Source organism: Petropleomorpha daqingensis, assembly GCF_013408985.1.
GTDB lineage: Bacteria > Actinomycetota > Actinomycetes > Mycobacteriales > Geodermatophilaceae > Petropleomorpha > Petropleomorpha daqingensis.
In genome coordinates, this window is sequence record NZ_JACBZT010000001.1 from 1296575 (window position 1) to 1318000 (window position 21426).

Below are 21426 nucleotides of genomic sequence, written 5' to 3' on the forward strand. Positions count from 1 at the left end.
CCTCACTGGCGTTCCCACCACTGCTTGGCGGCTTCCTGCGGGGTGAGGTCGTCGATGTCGACGGCACGGTTGAGCGCCACCACCTCCTGGGCGGTCAGCCGCGCGCTGGTCTCGTCCAGGGCCCTGCGCAGCCGGTCGCCCCACCGGTCCAGGACGGCGGTGCGGACCAGCGGGACGACGTTCTCGTGCGGCTGGAGCCCCAGATCGTCGATGAGCAGGATGATCGGCGCGGAGAACCGGCGGGCGTCGGTGGTCTCCAGCAGCCCGACGTCGATGTCGCCGACCTGCAGCGCCTCCACGGTCGCCTCGCGCGAGGGCATGCTGCGCACCTCCTTGAACCGGATGCCGTAGACCTCCTCCAGCCCGGGCAGGCACAGCGGCCGGTCGGGGCACTCGGGTGGGCCGCCGAAGACCAGGTCGGGGGCGAGCGGGGCCAGCTCCGAGAGCCGGCCGACGTGGTGCTCGCCGGCGAAGGTGCTCGACACCGCGAAGCCGTTCTGGTCCTCGGCCGGTGCCGGGTCCAGCACCGTGACCCCCCGCGGGCCGAGCGCCTGCTCCAGCTCGGTCCGCACCTCCTCGGGCGGCCGGCCGCGGACCTCCTGCCGCAGCGCGAACTGGGTGACGGTGCCCAGGTAGTCGATGACGACGTCGACCACGCCCTGCTCGAGCGCCGGCTCCACGACCTCCCGGGTCGCGCCGGCCCGGTCGACGGTCACCGGCAGGCCGGTCCGGCGCACCGCCTCGGCGTAGACCTCGACCAGGACCTGGTTCTCGGAGAAGTCGTAGGCGACGAACCGGATCGTCCCGTCGGACGGCGGCGCGGCCCGCTGGGGCGTGCCGCCGGTGCAGCCGACGACCCCCGCGAGGACGGCCGCGACCACCGCGCAGGACGCCCGGCGAGCACGCACGGCTCCTCCCCTCGCCGCGGGAAGGGGGCAAGGGTAGGCGCGAAAGGGGTGTCGGCGGCACCCGTCCGGGAGGACCATTCCTCGGCATGGCGACGCTGCCGCCGGCAGCGACCGCGGCGGGGACGGTCGCGCGGCCCGCACCTCCCGCGCTGCGCCGCGTCCGCCGCCGGCGCCGTCCCTCCGGTGAGCCCCCGCCGCTGCCGCGTCACCTGGCGAAGTCCGGCAAGTGGTGGCTGGTCGCCTCCGGCGTCGTCGTCCTGGCCTGGATCGCCGTCTGGGCCACCGGCAGCGTCTCGGTGTTCGACCTCGCCGACACCCGGGTGCTGCAGGCGTTCGAGAGCATCCGGTCCCCCGCGCTGACCCGCGTGGCCACCGTCACCGGGGTGCTCGCCACCCCCGCCGCGCTGCAGGTCATCTGGCTGGCCAACCTCGTGGCCCTGATCGTCATCCGGCGGTGGCGGCACCTGTTCGTGTGGCTGGGGACCGGGCTGCTGGTCGTCGTCCTCGCCTCGGGCATGGCCCTGGCGCTGCAACGTCCGCGGCCGTTCGAGGTCGAGATCCTCGGCAGGTGGGCCGGGTTCTCCATGCCCTCCCTGCCCATGACGGTCCTGGCGGCCTTCCTGGTCAGCACCGTGTACGCGCTCGTGCCCGCCGGCCGGCACCGGACCGAGGGCAAGTGGATCGTCCTCGGGCTGCTCGTGGTCACCGCGGTGTCGCGGCTCTACACCGCCCAGGACCACCCCACCGACATCGCCGCGGCGGTCATCCTCGGCGTCGCACTGCCGCTGGCCGCGTTCCGGCTGCTGACCCCGAACGACGTGTACCCGGTGCGCTACCGGCGGGGCCGGGCCGCCCACCTCGACGTGACGGGGCCGCGTGGTGACGCCATCGTCCGGGCGCTGCAGGACCAGCTGGGCCTGCTGGCCACCTCGGTGACGCCCTTCGGCCTCTCGGGCTCCGGGGGCTCGACGCCGCTGAAGATCACGGTGAAGTCCGAGGACGGCGAGAGCACCGTGTTCGGCAAGCTGTACGCGGCGACGCACGTGCGGTCCGACCGCTGGTACAAGCTCGGCCGCACGCTGCTCTACGGCCGGCTGGAGGACGAGCAGCCGTACCACAGCGTCCGCCGGCTGGTGCAGTACGAGGACTACGTCCTGCGACTGCTCGACGACGCCGGGCTGCCGGTCGGCCGCCCCCTCGGCATCGTCGAGATCACCCCCGAGCGGGAGTACCTGCTCGTCAACGAGTTCGTCCTCGGCTCCACCGAGATCGGGGACGCGGAGATCGACGAGGGGATCATCGACCAGGGGCTGGCCATCGTCCGCCGGATGTGGGAGGTCGGTGTCGCCCACCGCGACATCAAGCCGGCCAACCTGCTGGTCCGCGACGGCCAGCTGGTGGTCATCGACACCGCCTTCGCCGAGGTCCGGCCCAGCCCGTGGCGGCAGGCGGTGGACCTCGCGAACATGATGCTGGTCCTGGGCCTGCGCACCGACGCCCGGCGCGTGTACGACCGGGCGGTCCGGCAGTTCACCGACGAGGAGATCGCCGAGGCCTTCGCCGCCACCCGCGGCCTGACGATGCCGACCCAGCTGCGCCGGATGCTGCGCCAGCAGGGCCGCGACCTGCACGCGGAGTTCCTCGCGCTGCTGCCCTACCGGCTCCCGCCGGTGCGCATCCAGCGGTGGAGCTGGCGCCGGGTGGGCCTGACCGTGGCCACGCTGCTCGTCCTGCTGCTCGCCGTCCTGATCGCCGTGCCGCTGCTGACGGGGTCACCGCTGTGAGGCGCGGGGTCGTCGGCGCCGTGCTGGTCGCGCTCGCCGTGGCCGGGTGCTCCAGCGACGGCCCCAACTCCGCGATCACCAACGCGCCGCTGTGCGAGACCGGGCACGACCGCGAGGCCGCCAACGCCGTGATCCTCATGGCGCAGTCCGTGCCCTCGGCGACCTGGGTGCCGTGCATCCGCGCCGCACTGCCGCTGGGGTGGGACTTCCACCACCTGGAGGCGAGCAACGGCGAGGCCCGGTTCTGGCTGGACTCCGACCGCGACGGCACCCGGGCGGTCGAGGTCCGCCTCACCGAGTCCTGCACGACCGCCGGCGCCACCGAGATCCCCAGCGACCGCGAGGACATGCGCCGGCTGGAGCTCGTCGAGCGGATCAGCCCCGGCTACGTCGGCCGGCGCTACTACGTGTTCGACGGCGGCTGCCTGACCGTGCTGTTCTCGCTGGCCGGCGACAGCCCCGGCGAGGCGCTCGCGCTGGCCTCCCAGGTCGTCGGGGTGGTCGCCCGCGCCGACCTGCAGCAGCAGGTGCACGACGAGAGCGGCGGCCGGCTGGAGCTGGACCCGTGACCGCCGTCGAGACCCCTGCGCGGCCCGCCCGCAAGCCGCTGTGGCGGCGGCTGATCGGCCCGCTGTTCTCGCTGGTCCTGGTCGCGGCAGTCTACTTCTGGTTCCTGCCGCAGTTCACCAGCCTGTCCGACGTCTGGGCCGCGATCCGGGCGATGAGCCCGGTGGAGATCGGCGTCCTGGTGCTCGCGGCGATCTGGAACCTGGCGACCTACCAGTTCGTCATGGTCTCGACCATGCCCGGGCTGACCCTGCGGCAGGCGACGGTCTCCACCGAGACGACGACCGCGGTCTCGAACACCCTGGTCGGCGGGGCCGCGATCGCGGTCGGCCTCACCTACACGATGAACTCCTCGTGGGGGTTCTCGCGCAACCGCACGTCGGTGATGCTGCTGGTGTCCGGGCTCTGGAACAACTTCGCCAAGCTCGGGCTGCCGGTGCTGGCGCTCGCGCTGCTGGCCTTCCAGACGCGCCCCGAGCCGGGGCGGCTGCTCGCCGGCCTGCTCGGGCTGGCGGGGCTGGTCGCCGGCGCGCTCGCCCTGTGGCTGCTGCTGCGCAGCCGGGAGAGCGCGGCGAAGCTGGGCCGCGGCATGGCCCGCGTGGTGAACGTGCTGCTGCGCCCCCTGCACCGGCCGCCCGTCGAGGGCTGGGACCGCGCGACGACGAAGTTCCGCGACCGCACCGTGCTGCTGCTGCGCGCCCGCTGGCACTGGATCAGCCTCGCCACCCTGGTCAGCCACCTGTCGCTGTTCCTCGTGCTGCTGCTCGCGCTGCGGTTCTGCGGGGTCGGCGCCGACCAGGTCGGCTGGGTCGAGGCGCTGGTGGTGTTCGCCTTCTCGCGGCTGCTGACCGCGATCCCGTTCACGCCGGGCGGTCTGGGGATCATCGAGCTCGCGATGATCACCGGGCTGTCCGCCGCGGGCGGCGACCGCCCGGCGGTCGCGGCCGGCGTGCTGGTCTTCCGCGTGCTCACCTACGTGCTGCCCATCCCGCTGGGCGTGCTCACGTACGTCTTCTGGCAGCGCAACAAGTCGTGGCGGCGGCCGCCGAACGGTGCGCCGCGCACCCCGCTGGTGCCGGAGTCGGCGTGACGACGACGGCGCCGCCGCGACCGCGGTCGGTCGTCCGCGGCCCGCGGGACGTCGTCCTGCTCCTCGCCGGCGTCCTCGTACTGGTGCTCGTCTCCGTCCCGGTCTACGGCGGCCGGGTGACCGGCGCGGAGGCCGCCGTCTTCCGGGTGGTCGACGCCGTGCCGTTGCCGATCGCCGCGGTCTGGCCGGTCATGCAGCTGGGCAACTTCCTCGTGGTGCCGGTCGCCGCGCTCGTCGCCGCGGCGTTCCGGCGGTGGCGGCTCGCGGCCGAGCTGCTGCTCGCCGGGGCCGGGGTCTACGTCCTCGCCAAGGTGGTGAAGGGCATCGTCGTCCGGGGCCGGCCGGACGCCCTGCTCGACGACGTCGTCGTCCGCGGCGCCCCGGCGCTGGGCCGGGGCTTCGTCTCCGGGCACGCGGCGGTCGTGACCGCGCTGCTGGTCGTGGCGTGGCCGTGGCTGCCGCGTCCCGGCCGGGTGGTCTGCGCCGTGCTCGCCGTCCTCGTCTGCCTCGCCCGCGTCCAGGTGGCCGCGCACCTGCCGCTGGACGTCGTCGGGGGCGCCGCGCTCGGCCTGGCCGTCGCCGGGGCGGTGCGCCTGCTGCTCGGCCGCCCGGCACCGGCTGTGGTTGAGTGACGGAGGCCACACTGCACCAGGGGGACGGAGACCCGCGATGACCCAGGTCGCGCCCGAGAAGAGCGGCAGTCGGACCTCACCGAAGGCGGAGAACGGCAGAGCGGCGGGCACCACCGACGCGACGACGACCGAGGGCCGCGAGCGGCCGGCGACCTCACCGGCGGCCCCGTCGTCCGAGCCCACGCCGGAGGCCGCCGAGGCGGTCATGGGGCTGGACATGGTGCTGGTGGACGGCGCCCGCGGACCCCTCCGCCGCTTCGTGCCACCCGCCCGGACGACGCTGGCCTTCGCAAAGGGCCTGGTCGCCAAGCCCGACGTGGTCGGCAAGCGGGCCCGCTACCTGGTGCGCGAGCTGGGCCGGATCGGCGTGGGCCGCTCGGAGGTCGAGCCGAACCGCAAGGACAAGCGCTTCGCCGACCCCGCCTGGACCGGCAACCCGCTGCTGCACCGGCTGATGCAGGCGCACATCGCGACCGCGCAGACCGCCGCCAAGCTGGTGGACGACGCCGACCTCGGCTGGCAGGACGACGAGCGCATCCGCTTCACGCTGACGAACGTGGTCGACGCCCTGGCGCCGAGCAACACACCGATCAACCCGCTGCTGTGGAAGGCGGTCATCGACACCGGCGGCAAGAGCGCCGTGCGGGGGGTCCGGCGGGCGGTCCGCGACCTGGTCTCGCCGCCGCGGGTGCCCTCGATGGTCGAGCCCGACGCGTTCACCGTGGGCGAGGACCTCGCCGTCACGCCCGGCGCCGTCGTCTTCCGCAGCGAGGTCTTCGAGCTGATCCAGTACCGGCCGACGACGCCGCAGGTCCGCGCCGTGCCGCTGCTGATGGTGCCGCCGACGATCAACAAGTTCTACATCGCCGACCTCGCGCCGGGCCGCAGCATCGTCGAGCACTACGTGAGCAGCGGCCAGCAGGTCTTCATGATCTCGTGGCGCAACCCCGACGAGCGGCACGCCGACTGGGGGCTTTCCACCTACGGCCGCGCCGTCCTCGACGCGCTGGACGCCGTCGAGCAGGCCACCGGCAGCCGGCAGGCGTCGCTGCAGGCCTTCTGCTCCGGCGGCATCATCACCGCGATGACGCTGGCCCACCTGGCCGCGCAGGGCCGGCTCGACCGGATCGCCGCGGCCAGCTTCGCCGTCACCGTCCTCGACTGGGCCCGGGCCGGCACCGTCGGCGCGCTGATGGACCCGGAGGCGGTCCGCGAGGCGACGGAGCGGTCGCGGAAGAAGGGCTACCTGGACGGCGGCTCGCTGGCGGAGGTGTTCGCCTGGCTGCGGCCCAACGACCTGGTGTGGAGCTACTGGGTCAACAACTATCTGCAGGGAAAGCCGCCCGCGGCGTTCGACATCCTGTACTGGAACGCCGATACCACTCGCATGAGTGCAGCGCTGCACCGCGACTTCATCGACCTGGCGCTCGCCAACGCCCTGACCGAACCCGGTGCCGCCACCATGCTCGGCACCCCGGTCGACCTCTCCACCGTCGACGTCGACACCTACGTCACCGCCGGCATCGCCGACCACCTCTGCCCGTGGCAGTCCTGCTACCGGACCACTCAGCTGCTCGGCGGCGAGAGCCGGTTCATCCTGTCCACGAACGGGCACATCGCCTCGCTGGTGAACCCGCCGACCAACCCGAAGTCCACGTTCCAGGTGGCCCCCTCCACGCCGGCGAGCCCCGACGAGTGGCTGGCGCAGGCGGAGACGACCAAGGGCTCGTGGTGGCCGGACTACATGGCCTGGCTCGGCGAGCGCTCGGGGGAGGAGATCCCCGCACCGGAGACCCTCGGCGGCGACCTCGAGGTGCTCGGCGACGCACCGGGGACGTATGTCTTCGACGAGTAGCCGCCCCCGCCGGCCGCGGGAGACCGTCCAGCGGGTCACCGCGGGCGGCCGCATCCTGCGCGTCTCGGTCCGCGAGGGCAGCGACCCCGGCACCCCGCCGCTGCTCCTGCTCAACGGCATCGGCGCCAGCCTGGAGGTGCTGCAGCCGTTCGTCGACGCGCTGCACCCGCGGCGCACGGTGATCCGCTTCGACGTCCCGGGCGTGGGCGGCTCGCCGCGGCCGGTGGTGCCCTACGTGCTGGCCACCTTCTCGCCGGTGGTCGCGCGGATGCTCGACCAGCTCGGCCACCACGACGAGGTCGACGTCCTGGGCTTCTCCTGGGGCGGCGGGCTGGCCCAGCACTTCGCCGTCCAGCACCGGCGGCGGGTCCGCAGGCTCGTGCTGGCCGCGACCGGCACGGGCTCGCTCATGGTGCCCGCGCACCCGCGGGTGCTGGCCCGGATGCTGACCCCGCGCCGGCACCGCGATCCCGAGTACGCGAGGTCGATCGCCGGGGACATCTACGGCGGGACGATGCGCACCCATCCGGAGCGGGCGGCCCGGGCGCTGCACGCGCAGACCCGGCTGGGCCCCAAGCGCGGCTACTACTACCAGCTCGCCGCCGCGGCGGGGTGGAGCAGCCTGCCGTTCCTCCGGCTGATCCGCACCCCCACGCTCATCGTGGCCGGCGACGACGACCCGATCATCCCGGCCGTCAACGCCCACGTGATGGCCCGGTTCATCCCCGACGCCGAGCTGCACCTCTATCGCGGCGGCCACCTCGCGCTGGTCACCGAGGCACCGTCCCTGGCCCCCGTCGTGGAGCGCTTCCTCGACTCGTGAGCTGAACGGCCGGTGAACACCCCGTTCCCGAGATGCGGGGACGGGCCGGGTCCGCCACGGTGCTGCCGTGAGCATGACCCGCCGTCAGGTGCTGGTCGCCGGCGGGGCGACCGCACTGGGCAGCGTCGCGGTCGCGGCGTCGGCCCGCCCGGCCGACGCCGCGCCGTCCCCGCTGCCGGCGCCCGACCGCAGCGGCATCGACCACGTCGTCGTCGTGATGATGGAGAACCGCTCCTTCGACCACTTCCTCGGCTGGGTACCGGGCGCCGACGGCCGGCAGGCCGGACAGCGCTACGTCGACCGCTACGGGGTGGCGCACCAGACGTGGCACCTGACCGACTTCCAGGGCTGCACCTCCGCCGACCCCGACCACTCCTACGAGGGCGGCCGGATCGAGTACAACCGCGGGAAGTGCGACGGCTGGCTGCGCGCCGGGGAGAACGACCCGTTCGCCATCGGCTACTACACCGGCGCCGACCTCGACTTCCACCGGCAGGCCGCCCGCGACTGGACGGTCTGCGACCGCTACTTCGCCGCCACGATGGCCGAGACCTACCCGAACCGCTTCTACCAGCACGCCGCCCGCACCGACCGGATCCACAACTCCACCGATCTGTCCACGCTGCCGACCATCTGGGACCGGCTGGCCGCGGCGGGCCTGCGCGGCACGTACTACTTCTCCGACATCCCGTTCACCGCGCTGTGGGGCCCGAAGTACCTCGGCATCTCGCGGCCGTACGCGCAGTTCCTCGCCGACTGCGCCGCCGGGACGCTGCCCGAGGTCGCCTTCGTCGACCCGCGGTTCGAGGACGAGCCGTCGGGGACGTCGGGCGACGACCACCCGCACGCCGACATCCGGTCCGGCCAGGCCTTCCTCGCCGAGGTCTACGACGCGGTCGTCTCGAGCCCGGCCTGGGGCCGCACGCTGCTGGTGATCAACTACGACGAGTGGGGCGGCTTCTTCGACCACGTCCCGCCCGCCGAGGCGCCCGACGCCGACCGCGCCAACGCGCTGCGCGGGTTCCGGGTGCCGGCCTTGGTGATCTCCCCCCGGGCCCGACGCGGGGCGGTCGCGCACGAGGTCTACGACCACACGTCGGTGCTGCGGACCATCGAGTGGCGGTGGGGCCTGCCGCCCCTGACCCCGCGCGACCGCACCGCACGCAACCTGGCCGAGGTCCTCGACTTCCGCTCCCCGCCGCGGCTGACCGCGCCGCGGTACACCACCCGGCCGGTGCCGCCCGGGGCGCCCTGCCAGGTGGCGCAGCAGGAGTCGTCGGAGGAGTGGGAGCCGTTGCGCCGGCTGGCCCTCGCGGAAGGGTTCCCGCTGCCATGAGCCGACGTCGTCCCTGGTGGCTGCTGCTGGCCGTCGTCGTCCTCGCCGTCCCCGGGCTGGTGGGGTCGGCGCAGGCGCGGCCCGGCAACGCCTCGCCGTACCTGCCGCCGGCCCGGCACGTGTTCGTGATCAACCTGGAGAACAAGGGCTTCGACGAGACGTGGGGCTCCGGCTCGGCAGCGCCGTACCTCGCGCAGACGCTGCGTGCCCAGGGCGTCCTGCTCACGCAGTACTTCGGGACGGCGCACAACTCGCTGCCCAACTACCTGGCGCAGATCTCCGGGCAGGCGCCGAACCCGCAGACGCAGGGCGACTGCCAGGTCTACAGCAGCTTCGTGGAGCTCGGCACCGTGGCGCCGGGCCAGGCGGTCGGTCAGGGCTGCGTGTACCCCGCCGACGTCCCCACCCTGCCCGGGCAGCTGGTCGCCGCCGGGCTGTCGTGGAAGGGGTACATGGAGGACATGGGGACGCCCTGCCGGCACCCCGCCCTCGAGACCCCGGACGACACGCAGAAGGCGGAGGTCGGCGACCAGTACGCGGCCCGGCACAACCCGTTCGTCTACTTCCGCGCGATCACCGACTCCCCCGACTGCGCCGCCCGGGACGTCGACCTGTCCGCGCTGCGCGGTGACCTCGGCTCGATCGCCACGACGCCGAACCTCGCCTACATCACGCCGAACCTGTGCTCGGACGGGCACGACGCGCCGTGCGTCGACGGGCGGCCCGGCGGCCTGGCGAGCGCGGACGCGTGGCTCCGGCTGTGGGTGCCGCGGATCCTGGCCTCCCCCGCGTTCCGGCGCGACGGCGTCCTGGTGATCACCTTCGACGAGTCCGACGGCCCGGAGTCCGACTCCGCCGCCTGCTGCGGCGAGGGGCCGGCACCCAACACGCCGCTGCCCGGCATCACCGGGCTCGGCGGCGGCCGGGTCGGCGCGCTGGTGATCTCGCCGTTCGTGCGGCCGGGCACCTGGTCCACCACGCCGTACAACCACTACAGCCTGCTGGCGTCGGTCGAGGAGTTGTTCGGGCTGCCGAAGCTCGGCTACGCAGGCACCGTCAACCGGTTCGGGCTCGACGTCTACACGGCCGGGGTCTGAGCGACGACGACGGTGGCACCGTCGTCGTCGCTGCGCGCCTGCGCGGCGAACCCGGCGGCGGTGAGCACCTGCACGGCGGCCGCCGCCTGCTCCTCGCCGGTCTCGGTGAGCAGCACGCCGCCGGGAGCGAGCCAGTCGCCGGCCTGCGCGGCCACGCGGCGCAGCACGTCGAGCCCGTCGGTTCCGCCGTCGAGGGCGATCGCCGCCTCGTGCAGCCGCGCCTCCGGCGGCATCAGCGCGATCTCGCCGGTCGGCACGTACGGCACGTTGACCAGCAGGACGTCGACCCGCCCGCGCAGCCCGGCGGGCAGCGGGACGAACAGGTCCCCCTCGAACACCCGGCCGCCCACCGGCTCGAGGTTGCGGCGGGCGCAGCGGACGGCGGCCGGGTCGAGGTCGGCGGCCACCAGCTCGATCCCGGGCCGTTCCGCGGCCAGGGCCGCGCCCAGCGCGCCGGAGCCGCAGCAGAGGTCGAGGACGACGGCACCCGGCCCCGTGCGCTCCGCCGCGAGGTCGACGAGGAACTCGGTGCGCCGCCTCGGCACGAAGACGCCGGGGTCGACGGCGACGCGCAGGCCTCGGAACGCGGCCCAGCCGAGGACGTGCTCCAGGGGCTCGCCGGCGACGCGGCGGGCCGTGAGCGCCTCGAGCTCCACCGGGTCGGCCGCCTGCTCCCGCAGCAGGGCGGCCTCGTCCTCGGCGAACACGCAGCCGGCCGCGCGCAGCCGCTCGACCAGGTCCACTAGGTGAGCACGAGCCAGGTGCGCCCGTCGATCAGCTCCCGGACGGCGTCGAGGTGCCCGGCGTGGGTCGCCGTCTCGGTGATCACCGCGAGGACCAGGCGGCGGACGTCGCGCACCGGCAGACCCGGGAACAGTTCCTCGGGCCACCAGGCCGGGCCGTCCTCGATCGCGTGCTCCTCGATCAGGGCGTCGGAGCGGGCGGCCTCGTCGCGGTAGAGGTCGAGCACGTCGGCGGCGCGCATCCCCTCGGGCACCTGCCAGCCGCCGTCCTCCTCGAACAGCCTGACCTGCTCACCGGCGAGGACGGCGCGGAACCAGAACCGCTCGACGTCGACGGCCAGGTGGTGCACCAGGCCCAGGCACGACCAGCCGGTCGGCAGCACCGCCCGGCGCAGGTCCTCCTCGCCGAGCCCCTCCAGCGCGCCGAGCACGTGCTCGCGCTGCCCGCGCAGAAAAGCGAGCAGCGCGCCCTTCTCGTCGATCGGTTTCGGTGTCGGCACCGGTCCTCCACTCCAGGAAGTCGTTGACGAGCCTAAAGACCTGGAAAGGTGCGAGAAGTGATCGCTGCGCTGGACGGCCTGGGGGCCATCACCCTGTTCACCGAGGACCTGGCCCGGACGGCGGCCTTCTACCGCGACGTCTTCGGCCTGCCGCTGCTGTTCGAGGACGACGCCTCCGCCGCGTTCCGCTTCGGCGGCACGGTGATCAACGTGCTGCGGGCCGACGCGGCGCACGAGCTGATCGAGCCGGCGCCGGTGGGCGGTACGGATGCCGGTCGGCGGATGCAGCTCACCGTCTGGGTCGCCGACACCGACGCCGTCTGCGCCCAGTTGGCCGAGCACGGCGTCGCGCTGCTGAACGGCCCGGTGGACCGGCCGTGGGAGCAGCGGACCGCCACGTTCACCGACCCGGGCGGGCACGTCTGGGAGGTCGCGCAGACCCTGTCGCCCGCGAGCTGACGACACGCCGGGGGCGGAACCGGCACGCCAGCGCCCCCGTTGGCCCGGTACGGGGAGAACGTCAGTGCTCGGAGGGAGTGTGTGCCCGTGCCCGTCCCGATCCCGCCCGCCACCGTCGTCCCCGAAGAACTGCTGTCGGTGACCAGCTCACCGGCCGACGAGCGCGGCCGCGTCGTCGTGGCGGTGCGGGGCGAGGTCGACGCGTACACCGCCCCGCTGCTGGAGGCCTGCCTGGACGGGCAGGTGGCGCGGCGCAGGGTGCGCACGGTGGTCGTGGACCTCGAGGAGGTCACCTACCTCGGGGCGGCCGGGATCGCCGTCCTGGTGCGGGTGCGCCGCCGGTGCCTGTCCCGCGGCACGCGGCTGGTAGTCCGCACGGGCGGGCAGCGGCGCGCGCAGCTGCCCCTGGAGCTGGCCGGGCTGGCGCAGCTCGTCGTCCCCGACGAGGACGGCGCGCGGCGGCCGGCCCGACGGGCTCCGGTGGGCGGCCCCCGCCGGTCACCGGGACGCGGCTGACTCCCCCGAGCGGGTGAGGCCGGTTCTTCAGCAACCCGGCCTGTCATCCGATTCCCTTCGCGGGGCGGCACGCGAGCCGCCCACCCGAGAGGGAAGAGGAGCGCGCGGTGGCCGGTGGCCCCGAACGACCCGAGGACGCCCCGGGGACGCCGACCGGCGCCGCCCGGCCCTCGTGGCGCGCCCTCGTCAAGCGCTGGGCCGCCGTGGTGCTGGCCTTCAACATCGCGCTGGGCATGGGGTTCAGCGTCGTCGCGCTGCGCCACCAGGCCGATGCGCGCTCCCGCGCCGACGCGCTCCTGGCCGAGCTCGACGCCGCTGCCGCCACGCAGGACGCGCTGCTGTGGCGCGGCCTGGCCGACGCGGGCCCGGACGCCGGCCTCGCCGCCGCCGCGGCCACGGTCGACGACGCCACCGCGGCGGTCGCCGCCGCGAGCGACGGCACTCCCGAGGACGCGCGGGTGACCGCCGCCGTCACCGCCTACCAGCGGGCCGCCGAGACGGTGCGCACCACGTTGACCAGCGGGGACCCCGACGCCGCCCGTACCGCGGCCGTCGCCGACCTCCTGCCCGCCGCGCGGGCCCTGAACGAGGCCGTGGACCACGCCGCGGCCCGCCACCGCGCCGCCAACGCCTCCGCCGGGCGGGTCGCCGACTTCGAGACCCTGTTCATGATGGTGTTCGCCGCTGTCGTGGCCGGCCTGCTGTTCCGCCGGTTCGAGGCCGCGCGCCGCTCCGGCGAGCTCGGCGTGGCCCAGGCGAAGGCGCGCAGCGAGGCCCGCTTCCGCGCGCTGGTGCACAACTCCTCCGACGTCCTGTCGCTGACCGATGCCGACCTCGGCATCGCCTACCAGACGCCGTCGGTCGCCCGGCTGCTCGGCTGGGCCCCCGACGAGCTGACCGGCACGCGGCTGGTCGACCTGGTGCACCCCGACGACCGGCTGGCGCTGCTGGCCGCCCACGACGACGCGGTGTCCGGGGAGCGCGAGGACCCGACCTCCGACGTGCGGATGCGTCACCGCGACGGCAGCTGGCGGCACGTGCACAGCATCCACACCAACCTGCTCGCCGACCCGGACGTGCGCTCCGTCGTCGTCACCACGCGCGATGTGACCGCCCAGAAGCGGCTCGAGGCGCAGCTGCAGCACAACGCCTTCCACGACGCGCTCACCGGGCTGGCCAACCGGGCCCTGTTCACCGACCGGCTGGAGCACGCCCTGGCCCGCACCGACCGCGGCGAGACGCCGGTCGCGGTGCTGTTCGTCGACCTCGACGACTTCAAGGCGGTCAACGACGGCGCCGGCCACGGCGCCGGCGACGCCCTGCTCACCGCCGTCGCCGACCGGCTGCGCCGCGTGCTGCGGCCCGGCGACACGGTCGCGCGTCTGGGCGGTGACGAGTTCGCCGTCCTGCTGGAGGACGCCGGCGCCGACCGCGCGGAGACGACGGCCGAGCGGCTGCTGGCCGTCCTGGCCGAGCCCTTCCCCGCCGTCGGGTCCGACGTGCGGATCAGCGCCTCGGTCGGCATCGCGGTCGGCGCCGCCGGGCTGCACGACTCCGACGAGCTGCTCCGGCACGCCGACGTCGCCATGTACGCGGCCAAGGAGGCGGGCAAGGGCCGCTCCGCCGTCTTCGCCCCCGACATGGACTCGGCGATCATCGGCCAGCTGCAGATGAAGGCCGAGCTGGCCCGCGCGGTCGAGCGGGGCGAGTTCACCGTGCACTACCAGCCCACCGTGGAGCTGGCCAGCGGCCGGCTGGCCGGGGTCGAGGCCCTCGTCCGCTGGCAGCACCCCGAGCGCGGCCTGGTGCCGCCGCTGGACTTCATCCCGCTCGCCGAGAGCACCGGGCTCATCGTCCCGATCGGCCGCTTCGTGCTGCGCGAGGCCTGCCGGCAGATGCGTGCGTGGCACGACGCCTTCCCGAGCGAGCCGCCGATGACGGTCAGCGTCAACCTCTCTGCCCGCGAGCTGGACGAGCCCGGCCTGGTCGCCTCCGTCCGGGACGCTCTGGAGGAATCGGGGCTGGACCCGGCACACCTGGTCCTGGAGATCACCGAGAGCCTGCTGCTCGTGGACCTGCCGGCGACGATGCGCGCGCTGCTCGAGCTGCGGGCACTCGGCGTCCGGCTGGCGGTCGACGACTTCGGCACCGGCTACTCGTCGCTGTCCTACCTGGAGGACCTCCCGGTCGACATCCTCAAGATCGACAAGTCCTTCGTGGACCGGATCGGGAAGACCGGTCCGGACGACGGACCGGCCCAGCCGGTGATGGTGTCGGCCATCAGCAAGCTCGGGCACGCCCTGCACCTGCAGCTGGTCGCCGAGGGCATCGAGCAGGAGGAGCAGGTCAGCACGCTGCAGGAACTCGCGTGCCAGTACGGGCAGGGCTACTTCTTCGCCCGGCCGCTGCCCTCCGACGCGCTGACCGAGCTGCTCGCCGAACGGGCCGGGCAGTTCGCGCGGCCGTTCGTCTGAAGTCCGGCTCCCCCCGGCCGATATCCGTACATCGAGACGGACGCACCGTCCCAGTCCAGGGAGACCAGCATGTCGGCACAGTCGATCACCGCCCGCCCCGGTCTGCGCGACTGGACGCCGGCCCAGCGGTTCGCCCTGGTGTTCGGGCTGGTCTACCTCGCGGTCGGCGTGGCCGGCTTCGCGGTGACCGGCTTCTCCGACTTCGCGGGGATGCACCACGACAAGCTGCTGGTGTTCAGCGTGAACCCGGCGCACAACGTCATCCACCTGGCGATGGGCCTCGCCTGGCTGGCCGCCGCCCCGCACCACCGCCCGGCCAAGGCGGTGAACCTCGTCCTCGGCGTGGTGCTCGGCCTGGTGACCGTGCTCGGGGCCTTCGACGGCATGGGCATCCTGGGCATGTCCGGCCTCGCCGACCCGGACAACTTCCTGCACCTGGCGACGGCCACGCTCTCCCTCTACTTCGGCTCGCTGGCCGCCGGCACCCCGGCCGAGCGCGAGCCCGCCGCGGCGCACTGAGCCACCGGTCCCGGGCCCGGTAGCTCGTACTCCGCGGGTCAGCAGCCGCAGTCGCAGGTCTCGTCGCGGCAGTCGGGGTCGCAGCAGTCGGTCACGTTCGCTCACCTCCCTCCGCGGGCGGGCACCAGGTGCCGGGGGACGGCGGTGGGCAGTTCGCGGCCGGGAGGGCCTCGGCCATCGCCGCCATCTCCGCGCGCAGGGCGAGCAGCCGGCCGATCTCGGCGTCGACCTCGCCCAGCCGGCGGCGCAGCAGGTCGCCGGCCGGCTCGCACGGGCACGTGCCGGTGTCGCGGATCTCCAGCAGCGTGCGGATGTCGGCCAGCCTCAGGCCGAGGCGCTGGGCGCCCCGGATGAACCGCAGGCGGTCGACCGCGCCGTCGTCGTAGCTGCGGTAGCCCGCTGACGTGCGCCGCGGCGGCTTCAGCAGGCCCGACCGCTCGTAGTAGCGCACGGTGTCGGACCGCACGCCGACGGCCGCGGCGAGCTCGGCCACCGTGCGGCCGTGCAGCGGCGGAGCTGTCATGGCCGGGACGCTAGGCCTTGGACCGCGGTCCAAGGTCAAGCCCGTCGGAGCAGGGCACGAGCGCTGTCGGGGCAGGCGCCGCGGAGCTCGGCCGAGGCCGCCAGCGCCTCGGGCAGCTCGTCGCGCGCGACCGGACGGAAGCCGAACCGCGGAAACCAGCCGTCGGCGGTCTCGGTCAGCAACGCCACCGGGGCCCGTTCCGCGTCGACCCGGTCCAGAGCCGCTGCGGTGAGCGCGGCTCCGATCCCCCACCCGCGGTGCTGGGCAGTCACGGCCGCCGAGCGCAGCAGGAACACCGTTCCCGCGCCGTCGACGTACCGCTCGAGCGCGACCGTCCCGACGACGGCGTCGTCGGACTCCGCGACCAGCAGGACGGCGACGGCGTCGAGACCGTCGAGGGGCAGAGCGGCGTCGGCGATCAGCCGGCGGACCGAGGCCAGGTCGCCCTGGGTCGCCGGTCGAATCGTCACACCCGGATCGGCGCCGCCGGTCATGCCGTCGCGCAGCACGACGTCGCGGCGACCTGACCGCCGCGCGGTCGGGAGAGCGCGGCTGCCGCTCGACGGGCGGTACGGGCCCACGCGCTCGGCCGGCAGCAGCGGGCGAGCCCGGCGAGCCGCGCGCGCTCGGCCCGCCGCTGCAGGCCGGTGCTGCGCTCGTCGACGATCACCAGGTCCGTGTACAGCGAGCTCACGGCCGAGCTCCGGCCTCGGACGAGGTGGAGCAGCACGCCGGGCCGGAGTCCTGGGCTCCGAAGAAGGTCTTGCTGTCGGCGAGGACCGTGTAGACCTCCCAGCGCTCGCCGCTCGGGGTCCCCTCCACCCAGAACTTGTCCTGCTTCGCGTAGCAGCACGTGGTGCCGCGCTCGTCGACCGACGCGAGGCCGTGCGCGGCCAGCCGGGTCTGCTCGGCGTCGACGTCGTCCGTGGAGCCGACCTCGATGCCGAGGTGGTTGAGGGTGCCGCCCTGGCCGGGGTTCTCCAGCAGCACGAGCTTCAGCGGCGGGTCGGCGATCGCGAAGTTCGCGTAGCCGGGGCGGGTCTTGGCCGGCTCGGTGCCGAAGAGCGTGGCGTAGAACGCGGTCGCGGCCTCGACGTCGTCGACGTTGAGCGCGAGCTGGATGCGGGACACGGTGGACCTCCTTCTCCGCAGTGATCCATCGATCACTGTCGATACGAGAGGTTGCACCAACGTATCGATGTCTGTCAATATCTATCTGTGCGCGAGCTACCCCTCCTCGAACAGCCGGACGTCCAGGTCTGCTGCGCTCCCCTCGCGAGCGAGGTCCTGTCCGAGCCCGACGCGCAGACGCTGGCCCGTCAGTTCGCGGCGCTCGCCGACCCCGTGCGGCTGCGCCTGGTCTCGCTGCTCGCCACCGCCGAGGACGGCGCCGTCTGCGCGTGCGACCTCGTGGCGCCGGTCGGCAAGAGCCAACCGACGGTGTCGCACCACCTCAAGGTGCTGGTGGACGCCGGCCTGGCCACGAGCGAACGGCGCGGGCGCAACATCTGGTACGGCGTCGTGCCGGCCGCCCTGGAGGCCTTGCGCGGCGCGCTCGCCACCCGCTGAGGGGATTCACCCGGAGTTCGCTTGACCGGGCGGATCCGCCTCGGGTCTCATCACTGCGTGCTGACATCAGTGTCGACTGATGAGTTGGTCCGCGTGCTGGCCGACCCGATGCGAGCCCGGATCGTCGAGCTGCTCGCGGACGAGGAGCTGTGCACCTGCCATCTCGTCGAGCTGACCGGTGCCCGGCAGACGAACGTGAGCAACCACCTCCGTGTGCTGCGCCACGCCGGGCTCGTGCAGACCGAGCCGGTCGGGCGCTACACCTACTACCGGCTCCGCCCGGAGGCCCTCGCCGCGGTAGCGGCGCACTACCGCGACCTGGCCGAGCGCGGGACCCGGCCGGAGCGGGGACGACGGCCGTGCGGCTGACGCTCCTCGCGCGGCAGGCGCTGGCCGAGTTCCTCGGCTCGGCCGGGCTGGTCGCCGTCGTCATCGGCTCGGGTATCGCCGCGCAGCAGCTCTCCCCCACCGACACCGGGCTGCAGCTGCTGGAGAACGCCCTGGTCACCGGCGCCGGCCTGGTCGCCCTGATCCTCGCGTTCGGGCCCGTCTCCGGCGGCCACTTCAACCCGGTGGTGACCCTGGCCGGCCGCGCCTTCGGTGGCGTGTCGACCCGCCAGGTGGCCGCCTACCTGCCCGCCCAGCTCGCCGGTGGCGTCGTCGGTGCGATCGCGGCCAACCTGATGTTCAGCCTGCCCGCGATCAGCATCTCCGGGCACGAGCGCTCCGGCGGCGGGTTGTGGCTCTCGGAGGTCCTCGCCACGTTCGGGCTGGTCGTGCTGGTCTTCGGGCTGACCCGCGCCGGTCGCGGCGGCGTGGCCCCGTTCGCCGTCGGCGCCTACATCGCCGCCGCCTACTGGTGGTCGAGCTCCACGAGCTTCGCCAACCCGATGGTCGCCGTCGCCCGCACCCTGTCGGACACCTTCGCCGGCATCGCGCCGTCCTCCGTCGCCGTCTTCGTCGTCATGCAGCTGATCGGAGCGGCGCTCGGCGTCGGTGCCGTCGCCCTGCTGTACCCGCACGCCGTCCCCGTCGAGGAGTCGCGATGAGCCGACCGAGCGTCCTGTTCGCCTGCGTCCACAACTCCGGCCGGTCGGTCGCCGCGCAGGCGCTGGCCCGGCACTACGCCGACGGACGCGTCGACGTCCGGTCCGCGGGCTCCGAGCCGGGCGCGGGCGTCAACCCGGTCGTCGCCCAGGTGCTCGCCGAGCGCGGGCTGGCGGTGGACGACCACGTGCCCACGCTGCTCGACCGCGACCTGGTCGAGGGCAGCGACGTCGTCGTCACCATGGGGTGCGGCGAGACCTGCCCGGTCTTCCCCGGCAAGCGGTACGAGGACTGGCCGGTCGAGGACCCTGCCGGTCAGGACCTCGAGACGGTGCGGCGGATCGTCGACGACGTCGACGCCCGGGTGCGTCGGCTGCTCGCCGACCTCGGGTAGCTCAGGCGGCCCGGCGGACGACGTTGCCGGAGCCGAAGGGGACGCCGTCGACCGCGAACCCGCGAGCCACGAGCACGTCACCCAGGGCGCGGTTCATCACCTGCTGGACGACGAAGTCCGCGCTCGCGCCGTGCACCTGGTCGACGCTCATCCGGTCGTGCTGGCGCCAGGTGACGACGATGCCGCTCAGGCTGGGCTCCGGGGTCAGGCAGGCCCCGCCGAGCTCGCGGCCCTCGCCGGACGCGTCGTGCATCGGCAGCCCGGCCTCGGCCAGGGCCGCGGTGACCTCGACGACCAGGGAGGTCAGCGGGTCGTCGTCCGTGATCACGGTGTCCCAGTCGTCGGGCAGCCGGTCGAGCTGCTCGGCGAGGTGCTCCAGCCAGGACCACTCCTGCGGCGAGGGACGGCGGTTCAGCCCACCGTCGGCGCGGCGGTACCCGAAGACGGGCTGCGCGCCGGGCTCGCACTCGCCGGCCGCCCAGACGGCGTCCGCACGATCGGCGAACGGGCCGGCGACGATCCGACCAGGCCCCTCGTCACCGTCGACGACCAGCCACCAGCCCTGGCAGTTGACGCTGCCGAGGAGCACATCGCCGCTGGACAGACCACCACTCACGTGGCACGCACCTCTTCCGTGAAAAGCACCGTCGCCGGGGAAGTGCGACGGCACCGCCGCGCCGTCCTTGGCGCGCGGTAGGAGAGAAGTTAGAGGTCGGCAGGTCCGGCGGAGGCCCGTCGCGACAGGCGCCGTGGTGCGCGTTCCCGAATCGTTGCGGAGCTGCCGATAGGGGGTGATGACCTGTCTTCTGCGCCGGTCACATGTCGACAAGTTCCGCCCGTGTCGAGCGTGCGGACGCTCCGGAAGTGGTCGATGACCCCGGAGCGGCCGTGTGTCGCCGTCACTGGCCCAGGCGGCCGTCGATCCGCTCGCGCAGCAGGTCGGCGTGGCCCATGTGCCGGGCGTACTCCTCGATCATCCCGACCAGCGCCTCGCGCAACGACATCGGCCCGCCACCGCTGCCGTGCTCGTTCGCGGCGTCGTCGGCGGTGAGGTCGAGGTCCGGCGACCCGGCCACGAACCGGACGGCGAAGTCGACCTCCGCGCGCCAGGTCGCCCACGCCTCCGCGACGACCTCCGGATCGGCGACGGCACCGTCGAAGTCACCGTCCCGGTCGGTCTCGGTGCAGTACAGCCGGGGCGCGTCCTGCCCCGCCAGCAGCCGCCGGAACGTCGCCCGCTCCACCTCGGCAAGGTGCCGCACCAGCCCGAGCAGCGACAGCGTCGAGGGCTCGACGGCGCGCCGCGCCAGGGCGTCGGCGTCGAGGCCGGCGCACTTGAGCTCCAGCGTGAGCCGCTGCCGGCGCAGCGCCTCGGCCAGCGTGGTGCGCTCGTCGCCCAGCCGCGGGCCGTGCTCGCGCGGGTCGTCGTCCGAGGGTCTGCCGTACGCGGTGAACATGTCGGCGCGCCGGGTCGAGGCCATGACGGCATCGTCGGCGCCCCGCGGACCGGCGCACAAAGGGATATCGACGCGCGCCGCGATCAGCGGTGTACTCCCCCCATGACGACGCCCGAGGTCGGCACCGAGCTGGTCAACCCCGTCGCCGGCACGAAGACGGTCTTCGTCGCGACGGCGACCTCGACGGACGGCGAGCACGTCGAGGTCGAGGCGACCTACCCGCCGAACAGCACGCGCCCGGCGCGCCACGTGCACCCGTCGCAGACCGAGCACTTCGCGGTGCTCGCCGGCAGCCTGGAGGTCCGGCGCGGCGGCGAGGCGTTCACCGCCGGCGTCGGGGAGGAGTTCAGCGTCGAGCCCGGCGTCGCCCACCAGATGTGGGCCGGCGACGACGGCGCGGTCTTCCGGTGGCGGACGTCGCCGGCGCTGCGGACCGGCGAGCTGTACTGCTCGATGTGGGAGTGCGCCCGCGACAACGACTGGGCCCCGAGCGGGCTGCAGATGCTCGAGGCGGTCAGCGCGTTCGGCGACGAGTTCCGCCTCGCCTGATCGCACCGCCGTCCCCGCCCGTGCCCGGGAGGTGAGCCGGTGAGGCCGAGCAGCCGGGCACGCCCGTGGGTCCTCGCCGGGCTCGTGCTGGCGCTGGCCGCCGTCGTCGCCGTCGTGGTCGCCGCGCTCGTCGTGCCCGACGACCGGCCGGACGCCGTCCCGCAGCCGAGCGCCACGGCGTCGACGGGCGCCGCGATCCCGAGGTCCGAGCTGGCCGGGCAGTGGTCCGGCGAGGGGACGCTGACCGACTGCGCCGGATTCGACGAGGGCTGTCCCCGCACGCTGACGCTGACCCTCATGATCAGCTGCCCGCAGGACCCCTGCACCGTGACCCCCGTCGAGCGGGGCGAGGGCCACCCGCCCCTGCGGTTCCAGGACGGCCGCTACCGGGCCGCCGGACCCGTCCGGGCCGACGTCGGGCCCACCTGCACGGGGAACCCGACGAGCGGGCTGTGGCACCTCGACCTGGCCGAGCAGGACGGCCGGCTGGTGGGCCGGTACTCGGAGTCCACGGTGCAGAGCTTCGACTGCGGCGCCACGTCGGTGGCGTGGGACGTCACCTTCGCCCGGACGTGACGGCTCGG

General features: G+C 74.2%; 27 protein-coding genes. 18 read left to right on the forward strand and 9 right to left on the reverse strand.

Annotation, left to right across the window (positions count from 1 at the left end; translation table 11 throughout):
• Positions 1-2: 2 nt before the first annotated feature.
• Positions 3-908, reverse strand: a complete 906-nt coding sequence (locus GGQ55_RS06380) for an ABC transporter substrate-binding protein (protein WP_366488856.1) — start codon at positions 906-908, stop codon at positions 3-5.
• A gap of 86 nt (positions 909-994) precedes the next feature.
• On the opposite strand from GGQ55_RS06380, the gene GGQ55_RS06385 reads away from it, so the two are divergent.
• From GGQ55_RS06385 to GGQ55_RS06420, 8 genes are all read left to right on the forward strand, one after another.
• A complete protein-coding gene (locus GGQ55_RS06385) occupies positions 995-2692 on the forward strand; it encodes a phosphatase PAP2 family protein (protein ID WP_179715633.1) in 1698 nt (565 codons plus the stop codon).
• Complete coding sequence (locus GGQ55_RS06390; protein WP_179715634.1) at positions 2689-3261, forward strand: hypothetical protein; 573 nt, start codon at positions 2689-2691, stop codon at positions 3259-3261. The genes GGQ55_RS06385 and GGQ55_RS06390 overlap by 4 nt, the downstream gene beginning before the upstream one ends.
• Positions 3258-4349 carry a lysylphosphatidylglycerol synthase transmembrane domain-containing protein gene (locus GGQ55_RS06395; protein WP_179715635.1) on the forward strand — a complete coding sequence of 364 codons (1092 nt, stop codon included), beginning with the start codon at positions 3258-3260 and terminating at the stop codon, positions 4347-4349. Before GGQ55_RS06390 ends, GGQ55_RS06395 begins: the two co-directional genes overlap by 4 nt.
• Positions 4346-4981 carry a phosphatase PAP2 family protein gene (locus GGQ55_RS06400; protein WP_179715636.1) on the forward strand — a complete coding sequence of 212 codons (636 nt, stop codon included), beginning with the start codon at positions 4346-4348 and terminating at the stop codon, positions 4979-4981. The genes GGQ55_RS06395 and GGQ55_RS06400 overlap by 4 nt, the downstream gene beginning before the upstream one ends.
• Before the next feature lie 37 nt (positions 4982-5018).
• Positions 5019-6836: a PHA/PHB synthase family protein gene (locus GGQ55_RS06405; protein ID WP_179715637.1), complete on the forward strand. Its 1818-nt coding sequence runs from the start codon at positions 5019-5021 to the stop codon at positions 6834-6836.
• Positions 6820-7659 (forward strand): poly(3-hydroxyalkanoate) depolymerase, encoded by an 840-nt coding sequence (phaZ, locus tag GGQ55_RS06410; RefSeq protein WP_179715638.1) that lies wholly within the window; start codon positions 6820-6822, stop codon positions 7657-7659. Before GGQ55_RS06405 ends, phaZ begins: the two co-directional genes overlap by 17 nt.
• Positions 7660-7732: 73 nt before the next feature.
• Positions 7733-8995, forward strand: coding sequence for an alkaline phosphatase family protein (locus tag GGQ55_RS06415; RefSeq protein WP_179722358.1), 1263 nt, complete (start codon positions 7733-7735; stop codon positions 8993-8995).
• Positions 8992-10092 carry an alkaline phosphatase family protein gene (locus GGQ55_RS06420; protein ID WP_179715639.1) on the forward strand — a complete coding sequence of 367 codons (1101 nt, stop codon included), beginning with the start codon at positions 8992-8994 and terminating at the stop codon, positions 10090-10092. The genes GGQ55_RS06415 and GGQ55_RS06420 overlap by 4 nt, the downstream gene beginning before the upstream one ends.
• Here the strand turns inward: GGQ55_RS06420 and GGQ55_RS06425 are convergent.
• Complete coding sequence (locus GGQ55_RS06425; protein ID WP_366488860.1) at positions 10074-10835, reverse strand: putative protein N(5)-glutamine methyltransferase; 762 nt, start codon at positions 10833-10835, stop codon at positions 10074-10076. The two genes, GGQ55_RS06420 and GGQ55_RS06425, sit on opposite strands and share 19 nt — an antisense overlap.
• Positions 10835-11335: a DinB family protein gene (locus tag GGQ55_RS06430; protein ID WP_218859185.1), complete on the reverse strand. Its 501-nt coding sequence runs from the start codon at positions 11333-11335 to the stop codon at positions 10835-10837. The genes GGQ55_RS06425 and GGQ55_RS06430 overlap by 1 nt, the downstream gene beginning before the upstream one ends.
• Positions 11336-11392: 57 nt before the next feature.
• Here GGQ55_RS06430 and GGQ55_RS06435 point away from each other — a divergent pair, with 57 nt between their 5' ends.
• The 4 genes from GGQ55_RS06435 to GGQ55_RS06450 all read left to right on the forward strand — a co-directional run bounded on the left by GGQ55_RS06435 (position 11393) and on the right by GGQ55_RS06450 (position 15303).
• Positions 11393-11794, forward strand: coding sequence for a VOC family protein (locus GGQ55_RS06435; RefSeq protein ID WP_179715640.1), 402 nt, complete (start codon positions 11393-11395; stop codon positions 11792-11794).
• A gap of 87 nt (positions 11795-11881) precedes the next feature.
• On the forward strand, positions 11882-12310 hold the full coding sequence (locus tag GGQ55_RS06440) for an STAS domain-containing protein (protein ID WP_179715641.1): 429 nt from the start codon (positions 11882-11884) through the stop codon (positions 12308-12310).
• Between the two features lie 107 nt (positions 12311-12417).
• A complete protein-coding gene (locus tag GGQ55_RS06445; protein ID WP_179715642.1) occupies positions 12418-14784 on the forward strand; it encodes a putative bifunctional diguanylate cyclase/phosphodiesterase in 2367 nt (788 codons plus the stop codon).
• Between the two features lie 69 nt (positions 14785-14853).
• On the forward strand, positions 14854-15303 hold the full coding sequence (locus tag GGQ55_RS06450; protein WP_179715643.1) for a DUF4383 domain-containing protein: 450 nt from the start codon (positions 14854-14856) through the stop codon (positions 15301-15303).
• 91 nt (positions 15304-15394) lie between these two features.
• Here the strand turns inward: GGQ55_RS06450 and GGQ55_RS06455 are convergent, their stop codons facing one another.
• From GGQ55_RS06455 to GGQ55_RS06470, 4 genes are read right to left on the reverse strand one after another with little or no spacing between them, the layout of a single operon-like run.
• Positions 15395-15826 carry a MerR family transcriptional regulator gene (locus tag GGQ55_RS06455; RefSeq protein WP_179715644.1) on the reverse strand — a complete coding sequence of 144 codons (432 nt, stop codon included), beginning with the start codon at positions 15824-15826 and terminating at the stop codon, positions 15395-15397.
• A 35-nt stretch (positions 15827-15861) separates the two neighbouring features.
• Positions 15862-16335 (reverse strand): GNAT family N-acetyltransferase, encoded by a 474-nt coding sequence (locus tag GGQ55_RS06460; protein ID WP_218859186.1) that lies wholly within the window; start codon positions 16333-16335, stop codon positions 15862-15864.
• A complete protein-coding gene (locus GGQ55_RS06465; protein WP_179715645.1) occupies positions 16317-16520 on the reverse strand; it encodes a hypothetical protein in 204 nt (67 codons plus the stop codon). Before GGQ55_RS06465 ends, GGQ55_RS06460 begins: the two co-directional genes overlap by 19 nt.
• Positions 16517-16957: an ArsI/CadI family heavy metal resistance metalloenzyme gene (locus GGQ55_RS06470; protein WP_179715646.1), complete on the reverse strand. Its 441-nt coding sequence runs from the start codon at positions 16955-16957 to the stop codon at positions 16517-16519. The genes GGQ55_RS06465 and GGQ55_RS06470 overlap by 4 nt, the downstream gene beginning before the upstream one ends.
• Positions 16958-17044: 87 nt before the next feature.
• Between GGQ55_RS06470 and GGQ55_RS06475 the strand changes: the two genes are divergently transcribed.
• From GGQ55_RS06475 to GGQ55_RS06490, 4 genes are all read left to right on the forward strand, one after another.
• Positions 17045-17395 (forward strand): metalloregulator ArsR/SmtB family transcription factor, encoded by a 351-nt coding sequence (locus GGQ55_RS06475; RefSeq protein WP_366488864.1) that lies wholly within the window; start codon positions 17045-17047, stop codon positions 17393-17395.
• Positions 17396-17464: 69 nt separating this feature from the next.
• Positions 17465-17764, forward strand: a complete 300-nt coding sequence (locus GGQ55_RS06480; RefSeq protein WP_218859188.1) for an ArsR/SmtB family transcription factor — start codon at positions 17465-17467, stop codon at positions 17762-17764.
• Positions 17755-18444: an aquaporin gene (locus GGQ55_RS06485; RefSeq protein WP_179715648.1), complete on the forward strand. Its 690-nt coding sequence runs from the start codon at positions 17755-17757 to the stop codon at positions 18442-18444. Before GGQ55_RS06480 ends, GGQ55_RS06485 begins: the two co-directional genes overlap by 10 nt.
• Positions 18441-18836 carry an arsenate reductase ArsC gene (locus GGQ55_RS06490; RefSeq protein ID WP_179715649.1) on the forward strand — a complete coding sequence of 132 codons (396 nt, stop codon included), beginning with the start codon at positions 18441-18443 and terminating at the stop codon, positions 18834-18836. Before GGQ55_RS06485 ends, GGQ55_RS06490 begins: the two co-directional genes overlap by 4 nt.
• 1 nt (position 18837) lies before the next feature.
• On the opposite strand, the gene GGQ55_RS06495 is transcribed toward GGQ55_RS06490, so the two are convergent.
• On the reverse strand, positions 18838-19452 hold the full coding sequence (locus GGQ55_RS06495; RefSeq protein ID WP_179715650.1) for a hypothetical protein: 615 nt from the start codon (positions 19450-19452) through the stop codon (positions 18838-18840).
• A 283-nt stretch (positions 19453-19735) separates the two neighbouring features.
• On the reverse strand, positions 19736-20317 hold the full coding sequence (locus tag GGQ55_RS06500; protein ID WP_179715651.1) for a DinB family protein: 582 nt from the start codon (positions 20315-20317) through the stop codon (positions 19736-19738).
• A gap of 78 nt (positions 20318-20395) precedes the next feature.
• Here GGQ55_RS06500 and GGQ55_RS06505 point away from each other — a divergent pair, with 78 nt between their 5' ends.
• On the forward strand, positions 20396-20842 hold the full coding sequence (locus tag GGQ55_RS06505; protein ID WP_179715652.1) for a cupin domain-containing protein: 447 nt from the start codon (positions 20396-20398) through the stop codon (positions 20840-20842).
• 39 nt (positions 20843-20881) lie between these two features.
• Positions 20882-21418, forward strand: coding sequence for a hypothetical protein (locus tag GGQ55_RS06510; protein WP_179715653.1), 537 nt, complete (start codon positions 20882-20884; stop codon positions 21416-21418).
• The last annotated feature ends 8 nt before the right edge of the window (positions 21419-21426 follow it).

Bases quoted from the DNA above. Each gene is read 5' to 3' on its own strand.
- phaZ (WP_179715638.1), top strand. From the start codon at position 6,820: ATGTCTTCGACGAGTAGCCGCCCCCGCCGGCCGCGGGAGACCGTCCAG.
- GGQ55_RS06450 (WP_179715643.1), top strand. From the start codon at position 14,854: ATGTCGGCACAGTCGATCACCGCCCGCCCCGGTCTGCGCGACTGGACG.
- GGQ55_RS06505 (WP_179715652.1), top strand. From the start codon at position 20,396: ATGACGACGCCCGAGGTCGGCACCGAGCTGGTCAACCCCGTCGCCGGC.
- GGQ55_RS06415 (WP_179722358.1), top strand. From the start codon at position 7,733: ATGACCCGCCGTCAGGTGCTGGTCGCCGGCGGGGCGACCGCACTGGGC.
- GGQ55_RS06385 (WP_179715633.1), top strand. From the start codon at position 995: ATGGCGACGCTGCCGCCGGCAGCGACCGCGGCGGGGACGGTCGCGCGG.
- GGQ55_RS06490 (WP_179715649.1), top strand. From the start codon at position 18,441: ATGAGCCGACCGAGCGTCCTGTTCGCCTGCGTCCACAACTCCGGCCGG.
- GGQ55_RS06500 (WP_179715651.1), bottom strand. From the start codon at position 20,317: ATGGCCTCGACCCGGCGCGCCGACATGTTCACCGCGTACGGCAGACCC.
- GGQ55_RS06420 (WP_179715639.1), top strand. From the start codon at position 8,992: ATGAGCCGACGTCGTCCCTGGTGGCTGCTGCTGGCCGTCGTCGTCCTC.
- GGQ55_RS06405 (WP_179715637.1), top strand. From the start codon at position 5,019: ATGACCCAGGTCGCGCCCGAGAAGAGCGGCAGTCGGACCTCACCGAAG.
- GGQ55_RS06455 (WP_179715644.1), bottom strand. From the start codon at position 15,826: ATGACAGCTCCGCCGCTGCACGGCCGCACGGTGGCCGAGCTCGCCGCG.